The organism is Acidisoma sp. (genome assembly GCF_035492295.1).
Classification (GTDB): domain Bacteria; phylum Pseudomonadota; class Alphaproteobacteria; order Acetobacterales; family Acetobacteraceae; genus Acidisoma.
Map to the genome: position 1 here is coordinate 1 of NZ_DATJJK010000273.1, position 14000 is coordinate 14000.

Here is a 14000-nt window from a genome sequence, read left to right on the forward strand (position 1 = left end):
TCCAGCCGCGCACCAATACGGCAGGCGCGGCCGCGCGGCAGCAGAAAGCAGTCTCCGGCCTGGGCCAGAATCGGCTCTGGCATGCCGTCGACCGCCACCATGCAGGAACCCGTGACGACGGCCTGGAACTTGATGCCCTCATGGGCCGGAAAATCCAGGCACCAGTCTCCCGCGGCATCGAGCCCGCCGGAAATATAGCTGCGCAGCTTGAGCAGGGAGAGGACGTCGGAGAGTGGGTCCATCTTGGATTTGAACGATCGCGAATAAATTTTGGGTTTTCGAGCATAGATCGTCCGGATCGTCGCGCCTAGCCTTCCGGCCATCGCCGCCGCGGCAGACAGTCCCCGGGCGGCTGCAAGGGAGTCTACCATGCTCGTTTTTGTCACTGGGGCGACCGGCTTCATCGGCTCTGCCACCATCCCGGCCCTTCTCGCGCGCGGCCATCGCGTGCTCGGCCTGACCCGCACGGAGGCGGGGGCTGCGGCGCTGGAGGCCGCCGGTGCCGTGCCGCATCTCGGCTCGCTTCAGGATCTCGACAGCCTGCGCAGCGGCGCACGACAGGCGGACGGTGTGCTGCATCTCGGCTTCGAGCATGATTTCACGCGCTTCGCGGAAGTCTCGGCGCTGGACAAGGCCGCCATTGAGGCGATGGGGACCGTGCTGGAGGGTTCCGGCCGTGCTTTGATCGTCAGTTCGGGCGTGGGTCTGCTGGCACTCGGGCGACCCTCGACGGAGGATGACGAGCCCCGTCCGGTCGATGAGGCTTTTCCGCGCTCCTCTGAAGCCACGGCGATGGCGTTTCTGAAACGCGGCGTGGCGGCGGGCGCGATGCGTTTCGCACCCTCCGTTCATGGACGTGAAAAGCAGGGGCTGGTGACCGGGCTGATCGCGATCGCGCGGCAAACCGGCGTCTCCGCCTATATCGGCGACGGCCGCAATCTCTGGCCCGCGGTCCAGCGACAGGACGCCGCCGAACTCTGCGCATTGGCGATCGAAAGGGCGGAGGCCGGCGCGCGCTGGCATGCGGTGGCCGAGGAGGGGGTGCCGCTGCGGGCAATTGCGGAGGCCATCGGCCGCGGGTTGGGGGTGCCTGTCGTGAGCAAGACGCCTGAGGAAGGCTTCGCCCATTTCGGCTGGCTCGGCCATTTCATCGCCCAGAGCGTGCCGTCGTCGAGCCAAAAGACTCGGGAAAAGCTTGGCTGGCAGCCACGCGGCATCGGGTTGATCGAAGAACTCGACGCGATCTTCACCGGCTGAGCCCAGGAAGCGGGCGGCCCCGGAATTGCCCGATCATCGTTCCGGCCGGCGCGTCGGATCATGGCGAAAGCACGCAACCTCGTGGCGGGCGGCAACCGGAACCAGGGCCGGGCTCTGCTCGGCACAGACGGGCATGCGGTAAGCGCAGCGATTGCAAAAGGCGCAGCCCGTTGTTTGCTCGAGGGGGCTTGCCGCTTCCCCTTCGAGTAGGCCGAGCGAAGAGACGCGCATGCGACGCGGATCGGGGATCGGGATCGCTTTCAGAAGCGCCTCGGTATAGGGATGCAGCGGGTTCCGATAGATATCGTCCGACGGTCCAAGTTCGACGATCCGGCCGAGATACATCACGGCGACCCTGTCTGCGATGCGCTTGACCACGCTCATGTCGTGCGAGATGAAGAGATAGCTGAATCCGAAGCGCTTCTGCAGATCGATGATCAGTCGCAGGATCTGGGCGCGGATGGAAACGTCAAGCGCCGATGTCGCTTCATCGAAAATGATCACCTTCGGCCGCAGGATGAGCGCGCGCGCGATGGCGATGCGTTGGCATTGTCCCCCTGAGAATTCGTGCGGATAATGCATGGCACGATCGGGGTGAAGCCCTACGAGGTCGACGAGTTCCATCGCTGCCGCGCGCCGCTCCCGGTCCGAGCCGATTCCCTGCAGCCGCATCGGCTCGATGATGTTTTCGAGCATCGTCATGCGCGGATTGAGCGAGGAGAGCGCGTCCTGGAAGACGATCTGAACGTTCCGACGCATCCGGCGTGTGTGCCTGGGCGAGATGCCTGTGAATGGCTCACCGTCGAACAGGATCTGCCCCCCGTCCGGCTCGATGAGTCGGAGGAGAATGCGCGCAAGGGTTGATTTGCCGCATCCGCTTTCCCCGACGAGGCCGAGGATCTCGCCCGTTCTCAACGTGAAGCTCGCGTCGTCGACAGCCCGGAGGACGGCGCGCCCCTCGGCGCCCCGCGCGCGAAAGCTCTTGGTAATTCCTTGAACTTCCATTGCCCGGTCAGACATCGGCGGTCTCCGCGGCCACCAGGAGGCAGGCAACCTCATGGCCCGGCGCCACGCTCACGAGTGCGGGATCGACCATGCGGCACCGGGGCATGACCTGCGGACAGCGGGGTGCGAACTGGCAGCCGGGTGGCCGATGTCGCAAATCGGGTGGAACGCCCGTGATCGGCTCAAGCGGTTTCCGGCGGTCATCGTCCAAGCTGATAGCGCAATCAAGCAGCGCACGCGTATAGGGGTGCCGCGGCGCGTGGAAGAGGGTATCGACATCAGCCCGTTCGACGACATGCCCCGCATACATGACGACCACCTCATCGGCGAGGTTGGCGACAACGCCGAGGTCATGGGTGATGAGGAGCAGTGCGGCCTGCATCTCGCTCTGCAGAGTATGGAGCAGGCGAAGAATTTTCGCCTGGACGGTGACGTCGAGCGCGGTCGTCGGCTCATCCGCGATGATGATCTCTGGTTGGCAGGAGACAGCGATGGCGATCAGCACGCGCTGCCGCATGCCGCCGCTGAAATGGTGCGGATAGTCGTCGGCTCTGCGGGCGGCGTCCGGAACGCCGACATGGGTCAGCAGTTCAATTGCCTGGCGCGCGGCCTCCGCGCGGCTGATGCTCTGATGGGCGAGCAATGTCTCGGCGATCTGAGAGCCGATGCTGAGGCTGGGATTGAGCGAAGTGAGCGGATCCTGGAAGACCATGCCGATGCGCGCCCCGCGCACCGACTGCATAGCGGCTTCGTCGAGCTTCGTGAGATCGACGCCGTTGAAGAGGATCTGGCCGCCTGTGATCCGGCCGGGCGCCTCGATCAGCTGCAGAATGGACAGAGCGGTGACTGTTTTGCCTGAGCCCGATTCACCGACGACCGCGGTCGTGCGGCCGCGTCTCAGCGAGAAGCTGACATGGTCGAGGATCAGTCTTGGGGTGCGGCCGATAACGAACTCAGTGCAGAGATCTTTGACATCCAGAACGACGTCATCGGCCGGTTCAGGGTTCATGATGGTCACCGGCGGGCCGATCGCGGGTCGAGCGCATCGCGCAGCCCGTCACCCAGAAAGTTGAAGGCAAGGGAGACGACAACGATCACCAGACCCGGCAGGAAAGTCACATGGGGAGCGGCGGAAAGAACCGAGCGCCCCTCGGAGACCATGGTGCCCCAATCCGCGGTGGGCGGCTGCACGCCGAGGCCGAGAAAGCTCAGACCGGAGCCGACGACGATCATGAGCCCGACAAGCGTGGTCGCATAGACGAGGAGCGCGGGCAGAACGTTCGGCGTGATGTAGCGGAGGAGAAGAGCGCTGCGGGAGGCGCCGGCGGCGCGCGCCGCTTCGATAAAGGGCATGGCCGTGATGGACAGGGTGGCGGTGCGGGCAAGCCGGCCGACATAGGGAACGAGGACGATGGTGATGGCGATGATTTCCGTTCCATAGCCGGGGGTCAGCACGCCCGCAATCGCTATTGCCAGCAACACCATGGGAAAGGCGAACAGCACGTCGAGTGTGCGCATGATGATCTGGTCCGGCAGGCCACCCGCATAGCCTGCGAGCAGGCCCAGGAGAAGGCCGATGCCGGTCGCCAGAGCAACCGGCAGAATGCCGACGATGAGGGATACACGGCCACCCCAGATGAGGCGAGAGAGCATGTCTCGGCCTTGCTCGTCCATGCCCAGCACATGACCGTGCGTAAGAGGTGGCGCGAAACGCAGCTGGTTGATCGCCGTATTGGGCGAATAGGGACTGATCAATGGCGCCAGAATGACGACCAGGCAAACGGTGGCCAGGAAGATGGCCGCGCTCAAGGCCACGCGGTCCCGCATGAAGGCAGCGAGGCGCCAGGAGGAAGTGGCGGGCAGGGGCGTGTCAACCGACCCGGATTCAGCGGTGATCGCGCGCATCGCATCCGTCGCGCGGTCGATGTCTTTGTCGGACGCCACCGTCATCTCTCCCGCAGCCGCGGATCGATCAGAACGTTCATGAAATCGACCAGGATGTTCACGATGACGAAGCTGAGGGCGATCAGCAACGTGGCTGCCTGGACCACGGGCATGTCCCGCGCCGTGATCGAATCGTACAAAAGAGAGCCGAGCCCAGGCCAGGCGAAGACGACTTCCGAAAAGAGTGCGCCGCCAAGCAGATAGCCGAGCTGCAATCCGGTAATCGTCGTGATCGGCGGCAGGGCGTCGAGAATGACATGGCGGCGCAAGAGATCGCGCTGGCGCAGGCCCTTGGCGCGGGCCACGCGCACATGCGGCCGGGCCAGACTGTCCAGAATGCTGGAGCGGACCATGCGGGCGATAATGGCGGCCGGCGCGAGCGCGGTTGTCACGGCGGGCAGGATGAGATGGTAGAGTGTATCGATGACGCCGCCATCACCCGCCATGTCGATCATGCCGGAAACGGGTAGCCAGTGAAGATGGAGGGCGAAGAACAGGACCAGGACAAGACCGAGCCAGAAGGGTGGAGTACTGCCCAGCACGAGGGTGACTGTCATGACAATCCGGTCAAGCAGCGAGCGAGCGCGAAGCGCGCAAAGAAATCCCAGTCCGTATCCAGCTGTTATCGCGAGGAACAGGCTCCCGACCGTCAGGATGATCGTGTTGACGAAGCGGGGCAGGATGAGTTGCAGCACCGGCAGCGATGTCGCGATCGAGGTGCCGAAATCGCCGGAGATGATACGCAGCAGCCATCGTCCGTATTGAATCGGCAAGGGCAGGTCGAGGCCAAGGGCATGCCTCAGCACCATCCGGTCCTGCTCCGTGGCCTGAGGACCAAGCAGAACGGTCGTCACGTCTCCGGGTGCCAGATGCATCAGGAGGAAGATGACGACCGAAACGCCGAGGAGCACCGGGATGGTCGCGATCAGGCGTTTTGCCACATAGGCGCGCAGCATCGGGCAGTAGCCTAGTTGCTGACAGAAACAGTCGAAAGATCGAACCAGTCTTCCGGCGGGTTGACGAAGCCATGCACCTTCGGGGAGAGCATGATGGGCTGCAGATCGTCGACAGTGGGAACATAGGCGGCGTCATTCATGAGCAGCCGATTGGCCTGCTGATACAGATCGCGGGCCTTGGACTGGTCTTTGGTCATGAGCGCTTGGTTCAGCAGGGCATCGACCTTTGGGTTGCAGTAGTAACCGGAATTCTGGCCGTTGGGCCCGGCATTCGCGCATTCTGTCACGAGCCCGACCCAGGCCGGGGTCGACATGCCCCAGCCGATCTCGTCCATGCCGACATCATCCGTCATGCCCTTGGCCCAGAGCCCGAGATAGGTCACCCACTCAAACTTGCGAAGCTGCACCTTGATGCCGATCTTCTGCAGGTCGCGCTGTACCCAGGTCTCGACGAGTTCTCCGGTCCCATACTGGGGAAGATCGAAGACTGTGGTGAAGCCGTTCGGGTAGCCTGCTTCGGCAAGCAACTTCTTGGCACCCGCCGGATCGTATGGGTAGCTCTTGAAGTGCGGATCATAGGCGTAGGTGCCGGGTGAGAGCATGCCATATTCGGCACGCCCCGTGCCGTGATAAATGTCCCGGGCGATGCCCACGCGGTCAATCGCCATGTTCACCGCTTGCCGCACCCGCACGTCCTGGAACGGCTTCGAATGCATGTTGAGATAGATGAAGTTGAAGTCGGGCGCATTGTCGCTCGTCGAAAGGATGAAACCGGCCTTCTGCAGATTGGCGATATCATCCCAGGGCGGGGTTGAGATCATCTGCACCTCCCCGCTTTGAAGGGCGTTCACGCGTGTCGCCGGGTCCTGCAAAGGGCGGAAGACGATGCGGTCGAGCAGCGCCTTTCGGCCCCAGTAATCCGGATTGCGTTTGAGCACGGTGCGCACACCCTGTGTGCGGGAGACGAAGATGAAGGGGCCGGTGCCGATCGGGTGCAAGGCGATGCCGGCATTGCCATATTTCTTGACCGCAGCCGGGCTGATCATCAAAGGCTGGCCGTAGCTCTGCAGGCCTTGCCGCAGCCATTCGTAATTCGGCGCAGTGAGCGTGACCCGCACTGTCATCGGATCAAGCACATCCACCGCTTTGATCCATTTGGCATAGGCGGCAACGAAGGATGCCGTCTTGGGGTAGTAATCGGGCGAGCTCTTGTCCCAGAACCGGTCGAAGTTGAATTTCACCGCATCGGCATTGAAGGGCGTGCCGTCGTGAAACTTCACACCCGGGCGCAGCTTGAAGGTGTATTGGGTGCCGTCCGGCGAGACCGTCCAGGATTCGGCGAGCGCCGGGACGATTGGCGGTGTCGGGAGATTCGACTTTGTCAGGTCCTCTTTCACGAGGCCCTCGAAAATCTGATAGGTGATCTGATAGGTATCCCAGCCGCCGGTTGCCTGCGGGTCAAGAATGTCGGTATCGGCCGGCATTCCCCAGATCAGCGTTCCTGCGGCATGGGCGGGCGCCATGGCCGCGGTGCCGAGGGCCATGAACCCAAGGCTCGCGGCAAGCCGCGCTAGTCCCGAACACGTTCTATGAGCCACCGTCGTTCTCTCCGCCATCTGTTCCATGCCCCGGCGACAGTGCATTGGCCCTACGGGTCCGCACCCCTCAACGCGTATCGGGCTGTGCCAAGCCTTCTGTCAGCACCAACAAAGCAAAACATGTGCCGCCACCAACGGTGGCGGGGTCATTGATCGGAATGCCATAGATGCGGCCGGTGGCTGTTCCAGAGATTGGACCTCTTTCTGGCACGCAAGCTCGCCACGACGGCGCCGCATCTGCTCAATTTGTTGACATATTATGTAGAAAATGTGAACAAAAATCGCGCTCAGAGGGTGACCTTCATGCAGAAGTCGACGAAGGCTAAGCCTGCCGGCCGGGAGCTGGTCGTTTCCTCTGCGCATCTGGCTGCCGGGGGATCACCGAGCCTGTCCGAACTCGAATATGGGCTTATCCTGGCGTCCCAGGCCTTCATGCGATGGATCGTGCGCTGCATGGCGGCGGCCGGCGTCGGCAACCTGTCACCGACGGAAGTGATGATTCTGCACACCGTCCGGCACCGTGACCGGCCAAAGACCGTGTCGGACATCTGCCTCGTGCTCGGCATCGCGGATACGCATGTCGCGACCTATGCCTTGCGCAAGCTGGAGAGCGCTGACCTCGTCAGCGCCGCGCGGATCCAGAAGGAGAAGGCCATCCGCATCACGGATCACGGCCTTGCCGCGCTCGCGCGCTATTCGGAAATCAGAGAGAAGCTGTTGGTCTCGGCCGTGCAGGTTTCAACCCTCGAGGAGGGGTCGCTGTCGGACGTCGCGAGCCAGTTGCGCGTCTTGTCCGGCTTCTATGATCAGGCGGCGCGGGCGGCCGCAACATTTTAACGGACGGCAGAAGAGTCACCATGCGCCAAGTTCTTCTTGACCTCTCTATCCCCAGAACGCTCGACAGCCTGACGACCGACCTCCTCGCCCGCCGCCCGACGAGCCTTGTCGAGGCATGGCTCTTCGAGCCTCCGGCAGCGAGACAGGCCGCCGAGGCGGCCCTGTCGGAAGCGGGGATTGACGTGCGTCTGCGCAGCGCCTTCAAGCCGCTCCTTTGCTTTTTCCGCGAGGAGATCGCGATGGATCAGTTGCGCCGGGTGACGATCCGCTATCCCCAGCATGCCGAGACTTCCCCTGTACGATTTCTGAGCGAGGCCTATCCGCTCGCGGGTCTTTTGCCGGGCGTTGAGCTGTCCTTTGTCGCGGACGAGCCATCATCGGGCGATCAGCCGCTCGCCTATAAGGTGGAACTCGAGCGCGAGGACGGTCAATGCGAGAGGCATGACGTCTTCGCGCCCAATCTGCGGCGGGCGGGCGTCCTGGGAAGCTGCGGATGGCTGCGCGTAGCGGGTGAGCGCGACGGGCCGATTGCCACGGAATTCGAGGCAATTCCGCAAGCAGCCCTTGCCGCCGTAGCTGGCCGGGACTGGAGCGAACCGGATGGCGTGCCGCAGAGCCTGACCGTCGCGGTCAGTCTCGGCGCCGAGGATGAGCCGTTCGGCTGGAGCGAGGAGGCGATCAGTTTCAAGGAGCTGCTCCACGAGGAACTGCTCTTCGCGCTCCGTGATGTCGTGCTTGGCGAACGGCAGGAGCGGCGCTCCGCGCGTTGTGTGCGCGTGGTGCCGGACGTGCGCGGCAGCGCCGATGGGTCGGCCCATATCACGCTCGTGCTCTCAGACGAGGGGTCATCCGCAGAGACGGCGCGTGCGACGATGCCGCTAGACCAAGCCGACCGTCCGCTTGGGATGGCGCAGATCCGCAACGAGCTGAGTGCTATCGGTGGCGAGGTTTTCGCGGCACGCTCCGCCGAGGGACGGGATGTCGCCTGGCTCCACAGGATGGGTGCATCGGCACCCGTGCTTGTCACCGCGGGCCAACATGCGAACGAGACGAGCGGTGTCGTGGGTGCCTTGCGCGCGGCGCGCCAACTGGCGCAGGACCCGGCTGCGCATTTCGCCCTGGTTCCGGTTGAGAATGTCGATGGCTATGAGCTGCATCAAAGGCTGATAGAGCACAATCCGCTGCACATGCACCATGCTGCGCGCTTTACCGCCCTGGGCGACGACATCCTGCCCGAGCGGCCGGTCGCCGATTTCGAACATGCTGCCCGGCGGGGCGCCCTCATGCGGACGCAAGCGCGGCTGCATATCAATCTGCACGGCTATCCTTCGCACGAATGGAGCCGGCCGCTCTCAGGCTATCTGCCGAAAGGCTTCGAAGACTGGAGCATGCCGCGCGGATTCTTCCTCATCATCACGCATCACCCCGGATGGGCCGAAGCAGCGCACCGCCTGCTTGATTCTGTCAGCGCCACATTGGCGGAAGACCCGGAGCTGGTGGCGCTCAACAGGTGGCAGATTGAGATCGCGCGGGTGCATAGCCCGATGCAGGACTTTCCCGTGAAAAACGATGTTTTCTACATCATGTCGGAATCGGAGAGCTGTGCCATGCCCCTGATGGTCATCACCGAGGCGCCGGACGAGACCGTCTACGGCGCCGCGTTTCAGCTGTTGCAGCGAACGCAGATGCGGGCGGCACTTGCCTGTGTCGAAGCCATGCGGCGTATCGATGCGGGCCTGTGACGAAGCCGCTCGGGCCACAAGACGCGCTCATGTTCCGCAAAAAGTCTGCAGCACGCGCTCCTCAGGTTGGGGCGGCAAGCTATAGTCTTCGCGCCCCGGCTGGTCTTCGTAGGGTTTCGATAGAACCTCCATGAACGCTCCGAACGGCGTGAAATTCCCGGAGTCCGTTGCCGCCGCAATGACACGCTCCATGATGTGGTTGCGCGGAATGAAGGCCGGGTTTTCAGCGCGCATCGCTGTCCGTCTTTCCTCGGCGGTGGTCGGCTCGGCATCCAGACGCTGGCGCCAGCGCGCGAGCCACTCGTCCAGCGACGCCGACGCGCCACCGAACAGTGCGCGGAGCGGTGCCTCGCCTGCGGGTGTCTGCGCATCGGCGAGCGAGCGGAAGGTCAGCGTAAAATCCGCTGCATGCTCGCCCATCAGGGTCAGCAGCGCATGGGCGGCGGCAGTATTCTCCTCGCCGGGCGATAGGCCGAGCTTGCGGCAGAGTCCGTCATCATAAGCGGTCTGGAAGCACGGCACATAGGCTTCGAGCGCCGCCTTTGCCTCATCAACCGCCTTCTCCTCGTTTTCGCCGAGGAGCGTTAGAAGAGATTCCGCGAGGCGGGTCAGGTTCCAGAAACCGATATTGGGCTGGTTGCCGTAGGCGTAGCGGCCCTGGTGATCGATCGAGCTCAGCACGCGCCGGCTGTCATAGTCGTCCATGAAGGCGCAGGGGCCGAAGTCGATCGTCTCGCCGGAAATCGTCGTGTTATCGGTGTTCATCACGCCATGGATGAAGCCGATATGCAGCCAGCGGGCGATCAGCTCGGCCTGGGCACGGATGACGCTTTCGAAAAAGGTGCGGTAGGGCTTTTCGGCGGTCGCTGCCTCGGGATAGTGCCGGGCGATGGCGTAGTCCGCGAGGATCTTCACCCCCTCGGTATCGCCGCGCGCGGCGAAGAATTGGAAGGTGCCGACGCGCAGATGGCTGGAGGCCACGCGGGTGAAGATCGCACCCGGCAGAAGCCGCTCGCGGCGGACCGTCTCTCCGGTGGTGACGGCGGCAAGCGCGCGCGTGGTCGGCAGGCCGAGGGCGGCCATCGCCTCGCTCACCACATATTCGCGCAGCACCGGGCCAAGGGCGGCGCGCCCGTCTCCCCGGCGGGAGAAGGGGGTAGGGCCCGAGCCTTTCAGCTGAATGTCTCGCCGGCCGTATTGGCCGACGACCTCGCCGAGCAGGATGGCGCGCCCGTCACCCAGTTGCGGAGAGAAGCCGCCGAACTGGTGGCCGGCATAGGCCTGAGCCAGCGGTTCCGACCCTTCCGCGACTGCATTGCCCGCGAGAATGGCGATGCCTTCGGCACTTTCGAGCGACGCTCCGTCGATGCCGAGTTCCGCCGCGAGCGTATGGTTCACCCGGATCAGCTCCGGTGCAGCCACGGGCTCCGGCGTCATGCGCGTGAAGAAGCGGTCCGGCAGCCGGGCATAGGTGTTGTCGAAGGGAATCTGCACGGACATCGCGGCGCTCCTCAGGAACGGGAACGCTGCCTGACGGCATGCCCCCGGTCTCGTCACATGTCACATAAGAGGCGCAGAGGTGTCCGACAACGTCGCGCGCCGGGTTGCGGCATTGCGTCAGGCTACTCGGACCCAGCCGACTGCAGGCCGGGGGTCGAAGCCTCATGATGACGGAGCTGGAGGATGGCAGAGCCGGCATTCCGGAAATCAGTGAACAGGGTGGCAAGCTGGAAGCTGATGAAGAAAGCGCCGATGTAGAAAAGAGCAGGTGCCGAGACTTCGAATGCCATGAAGCGCCGTGACAGCCGCAAAACGGCGTGATTTTGCGATGCCCAGACGAATGCGCAGCCGAGAGCGGCGCCCCCGAGCAAGTCCGACGGAAAGTGCGCGCCTTCGTAGGTTCGCGATGATTCGACCAGGATCAGCCAAAGCAGGGCGGGAAGGCGGAATTGCGACCCCGAGAACCAGATCACCGTCAGCAGGCCGGAGAAAACGGCGACATGGTCACTCGGAAACGAATACCATGTGTTGAGCGCCCAGTGGCTCATGTAGAGCGGATGATGAAAGTGAACGGCCTGATCATAGAAGGGCCGCAGATGGGTCGGCAGTCCGTGCTGCAGGCGCCTGCTCGCGATGCCTGCAGCAAAGGAAGCGATGGATCCCGCGAGAATGCGCGTGCGCATCGGCTGGTCGTTGCCCAACCAGCAGCCCCAGATGAGGGCCATCAAAATGGCACCAGAAAAGGTATAGCTGCTGTCGAAGGTGTAGAATAAAAGGTCGAGGACGGCAGAGCGCCCGGCAAGACTGTTGAACAGAATTGTCAGCGGCAAATCAAACAACGTCGGCGCTAAAGTTATCACGAAGGCCGAAAAGAAGATCGCGCAAGAAATCGCCAGGTTCGTGCCATAGGGCGGATCATAGGCGAAGCGCGAGTGGTATGTGGTCAATGAAGGGCCGCGCTGCACCTTGGGATCCCACATATCTCAACTCTTCCGGTTGTTTGGCGATTGTTTTGGTGCCAAATCTGTTGCGCTACCGAGATACGACTGTCGGGACTTATTCTGTCATCTATCTGTCATATGGCATGCGGGCTCGCAAGTAACAACGGCTTCAGGAACGATTTTGGCTAGCCCTCGCAGGGGCGGCCGATCTCGCGGTTTCCCTAGCCTGACATGAGACGTCGCGGTTTGGGCAGGGAAGCCTCAGCTTGCCATTGCTCGTGACGCGACGGTCAGGTTTCAGAGTGACGAGGGATAAGCCAGAAGAGTTGGCGAGACTCCGGCTTGTGCTGGGCGCCCGGTCTGCCGAGCGAGACGGGAGCGCCCGGCGCTTCCATCTCGCTCTGGCAAATTCTAGGACGCCGGGTGCTTGGGAAGAAACGCCACGGAGCGTGTCACGAAGCCGAAGCATTGTTTTACGTTGTAGAGCGTTGCGGCGAAGCAATAGTCGGGCGAGGTGGTGGCGCTGCAATCCTCCAGCAGGATGCAGTCATAGCCGAGGAAATTCGCGTCCTGCAGGGTGCAGAGCACGCATTGGTCAACATTGACCCCAGCAAAGAGCAGCGTGGTAACGCCGAGATTGCGCAGGATGCTGTCAAGCTCCGTATCCCAGAAGCCGGACATGCGGAATTTGGAGACGCGGATATCTTCCTGGGCCGGGGCCAGTTCCTCCACGACCTTGGCCGACCAACTACCGTCCTCCAGCACATGCGCGCCGGAGCCGGGCAGCGGATCCCCGAGGCCGGTGCCGCGGCCGGTGGGCTTATAGACATGGAGCAGCGAGGGGCTGGCGTTCAGCTTGTCCGGCCGATTGCCCCAATTGACCCAGAGTACGGGCACGTCCTGCGCCCGCAGTGCCGGCAGAAGGGCCGCGAGTTGCGGGATCGGCGCCCGCGCGGGGGTGACGTCCACGCCGATATGGCCGAGCCAGCCTTCCGGGTGGCAGAAGTCGTTCTGCATGTCGATGACGAGCATGGCGGTGCGGGCGAGGTCGAGCGTCACCTGTTGTGGTTCCGCTGAAATCGTCAGCGGGTTCGGCGCCAGGGGGGCGCGCCGGAGATCCACGTCGGTCGCCGAGACCCGCCACTGGTTGCGCGGGCTGGAGCCGAGGAGGACGCCCTCATCCATGGCCGATGCCCCCGAGCACGGCGAGATCCTCGGCATCCAGCGCAACGGGTGTGCCGCTGCGAATGAGCTCCGCAAAGCCTTCATTCGGCGTCATAACCGTTAGACAATAAAGCTTTTTACTCCCGGTATTCTCGACGACATGCTCGTGGCCCGGATGCAGCAGCATGGCGTCCCCCTGTTTCAGGGGCAGTTCCTTGCCGTCGCAGCGCGCGATACCGACGCCGGAGAGGACGTAAAAGAATTCATGCGCATCCGCATGGGTATTGGGCGGCGTCGCGCCCCCGGGCGTGAAGATCTCGATGACGAAGATATTCTTTATTCCGTCCTTTTCGGGATCGAAGAGGACGGCGAAGTAGTTTGTGTCGCCGGGCGCGATGCGGAAGGCCTTCGCGGTGGCGACGGTTTCAGTGCTGACGGGGATCATGGAAGAAGGCTCCTCAAGGGCGAGGTGGAAAGGTCGGGACGGAGATCCGTCCAGGGCAGATGCAGGCAAGAGGGTGTGTCTGCCCCATGGGCGATGGAGAGGGTGATGACCTGTGCCTCGTCCATCCGCGCAGTGGCGGGTGGCGCGCCGGTCCCGGGATTGACGGGATGGGCCGGGAAGCTGGCGCCTGCCAGCGACAGCCGAAGCGCCGAGCCTGGGCGAATTGTGGCGCAGAGGGCGCGGAGCGAGATCCGGGCAGGCCCGGCCTCGGCCGCCATGACCCGCGCATAGCCCTGGGTTAGAACGACGGCGCGGCCCTCCGGCGTGATTTCCGAGAGCACGGCGGAGACGTCGAAACAGATCGCGTCCGCCGTCACATAGAGGTCGAGATCGACGGCACCGGCGAGCAGCCCCTCGGTCGTGAAAGGCGCAGACGTGTAGCAGGCGATATCGGCGCGCTGGTCGAGCGCCGTGCGGTCGACGCGGCCCATGGGCGCGGCATCATGCCCGCCGAGCGAGGGCACCGGCCGCCAGGGATCATGCACCACGTCATCCTGCGCGCTCTCGCCCGGCGCCGCGAGAAGCGCGCCGTCTGTCACCGTCGCGGCGGC

General features: G+C 63.6%; 14 protein-coding genes. 3 read left to right on the forward strand and 11 right to left on the reverse strand.

Going from position 1 to position 14000, the window contains the following annotated elements; translation table 11 throughout:
• The coding region (locus VL752_RS20260) for a cupin domain-containing protein (protein WP_325358107.1) at positions 1-242 on the reverse strand (242 nt) is incomplete at its 3' end.
• Between the two features lie 127 nt (positions 243-369).
• On the opposite strand from VL752_RS20260, the gene VL752_RS20265 reads away from it, so the two are divergent.
• Positions 370-1257, forward strand: a complete 888-nt coding sequence (locus tag VL752_RS20265) for an SDR family oxidoreductase (protein WP_325358109.1) — start codon at positions 370-372, stop codon at positions 1255-1257.
• Between the two features lie 33 nt (positions 1258-1290).
• On the opposite strand, the gene VL752_RS20270 is transcribed toward VL752_RS20265, so the two are convergent.
• Genes VL752_RS20270 through VL752_RS20290 form a run of 5 tightly spaced genes read right to left on the reverse strand, consistent with a single transcriptional unit; the run spans position 1291 to position 6760 of the window.
• Entirely contained in the window at positions 1291-2277 is a 987-nt protein-coding gene (locus VL752_RS20270; RefSeq protein ID WP_325358111.1) for an ABC transporter ATP-binding protein, read from the reverse strand.
• Positions 2270-3271, reverse strand: a complete 1002-nt coding sequence (locus VL752_RS20275; protein ID WP_325358113.1) for an ABC transporter ATP-binding protein — start codon at positions 3269-3271, stop codon at positions 2270-2272. Before VL752_RS20275 ends, VL752_RS20270 begins: the two co-directional genes overlap by 8 nt.
• A gap of 5 nt (positions 3272-3276) precedes the next feature.
• The gene (locus tag VL752_RS20280) at positions 3277-4206 is read right to left on the reverse strand and encodes an ABC transporter permease (RefSeq protein WP_325358115.1); all 930 of its coding nucleotides are present in this window, start codon (positions 4204-4206) and stop codon (positions 3277-3279) included.
• 2 nt (positions 4207-4208) lie between these two features.
• Positions 4209-5162 (reverse strand): ABC transporter permease, encoded by a 954-nt coding sequence (locus VL752_RS20285; protein ID WP_325358117.1) that lies wholly within the window; start codon positions 5160-5162, stop codon positions 4209-4211.
• 11 nt (positions 5163-5173) lie between these two features.
• The gene (locus VL752_RS20290) at positions 5174-6760 is read right to left on the reverse strand and encodes an ABC transporter substrate-binding protein (protein ID WP_325358119.1); all 1587 of its coding nucleotides are present in this window, start codon (positions 6758-6760) and stop codon (positions 5174-5176) included.
• 303 nt (positions 6761-7063) lie between these two features.
• On the opposite strand from VL752_RS20290, the gene VL752_RS20295 reads away from it, so the two are divergent.
• Together VL752_RS20295 and VL752_RS20300 are read left to right on the forward strand one after the other, a co-directional pair.
• Positions 7064-7597: a winged helix DNA-binding protein gene (locus tag VL752_RS20295; protein ID WP_325358121.1), complete on the forward strand. Its 534-nt coding sequence runs from the start codon at positions 7064-7066 to the stop codon at positions 7595-7597.
• A 20-nt stretch (positions 7598-7617) separates the two neighbouring features.
• Positions 7618-9339 (forward strand): M14 family zinc carboxypeptidase, encoded by a 1722-nt coding sequence (locus VL752_RS20300; RefSeq protein ID WP_325358123.1) that lies wholly within the window; start codon positions 7618-7620, stop codon positions 9337-9339.
• Between the two features lie 27 nt (positions 9340-9366).
• On the opposite strand, the gene VL752_RS20305 is transcribed toward VL752_RS20300, so the two are convergent.
• The 5 genes from VL752_RS20305 to VL752_RS20325 all read right to left on the reverse strand — a co-directional run.
• Complete coding sequence (locus VL752_RS20305) at positions 9367-10839, reverse strand: protein adenylyltransferase SelO (protein WP_325358125.1); 1473 nt, start codon at positions 10837-10839, stop codon at positions 9367-9369.
• Between the two features lie 122 nt (positions 10840-10961).
• Positions 10962-11819, reverse strand: coding sequence for a phosphatase PAP2 family protein (locus VL752_RS20310; RefSeq protein ID WP_325358127.1), 858 nt, complete (start codon positions 11817-11819; stop codon positions 10962-10964).
• A 372-nt stretch (positions 11820-12191) separates the two neighbouring features.
• Entirely contained in the window at positions 12192-12965 is a 774-nt protein-coding gene (locus VL752_RS20315; protein WP_325358129.1) for a cysteine hydrolase family protein, read from the reverse strand.
• Positions 12958-13389, reverse strand: a complete 432-nt coding sequence (locus VL752_RS20320) for a cupin domain-containing protein (protein WP_325358131.1) — start codon at positions 13387-13389, stop codon at positions 12958-12960. The genes VL752_RS20315 and VL752_RS20320 overlap by 8 nt, the downstream gene beginning before the upstream one ends.
• A partial coding sequence (locus VL752_RS20325; RefSeq protein WP_325358133.1) for a CocE/NonD family hydrolase occupies positions 13386-14000 on the reverse strand: 615 nt, incomplete at its 5' end. The genes VL752_RS20320 and VL752_RS20325, both read right to left, overlap by 4 nt.

Bases quoted from the DNA above. Each gene is read 5' to 3' on its own strand.
- VL752_RS20265 (WP_325358109.1), top strand. From the start codon at position 370: ATGCTCGTTTTTGTCACTGGGGCGACCGGCTTCATCGGCTCTGCCACC.
- VL752_RS20270 (WP_325358111.1), bottom strand. From the start codon at position 2,277: ATGTCTGACCGGGCAATGGAAGTTCAAGGAATTACCAAGAGCTTTCGC.
- VL752_RS20275 (WP_325358113.1), bottom strand. From the start codon at position 3,271: ATGAACCCTGAACCGGCCGATGACGTCGTTCTGGATGTCAAAGATCTC.
- VL752_RS20285 (WP_325358117.1), bottom strand. From the start codon at position 5,162: ATGCTGCGCGCCTATGTGGCAAAACGCCTGATCGCGACCATCCCGGTG.
- VL752_RS20295 (WP_325358121.1), top strand. From the start codon at position 7,064: ATGCAGAAGTCGACGAAGGCTAAGCCTGCCGGCCGGGAGCTGGTCGTT.
- VL752_RS20300 (WP_325358123.1), top strand. From the start codon at position 7,618: ATGCGCCAAGTTCTTCTTGACCTCTCTATCCCCAGAACGCTCGACAGC.
- VL752_RS20305 (WP_325358125.1), bottom strand. From the start codon at position 10,839: ATGTCCGTGCAGATTCCCTTCGACAACACCTATGCCCGGCTGCCGGAC.
- VL752_RS20310 (WP_325358127.1), bottom strand. From the start codon at position 11,819: ATGTGGGATCCCAAGGTGCAGCGCGGCCCTTCATTGACCACATACCAC.
- VL752_RS20315 (WP_325358129.1), bottom strand. From the start codon at position 12,965: ATGGATGAGGGCGTCCTCCTCGGCTCCAGCCCGCGCAACCAGTGGCGG.
- VL752_RS20320 (WP_325358131.1), bottom strand. From the start codon at position 13,389: ATGATCCCCGTCAGCACTGAAACCGTCGCCACCGCGAAGGCCTTCCGC.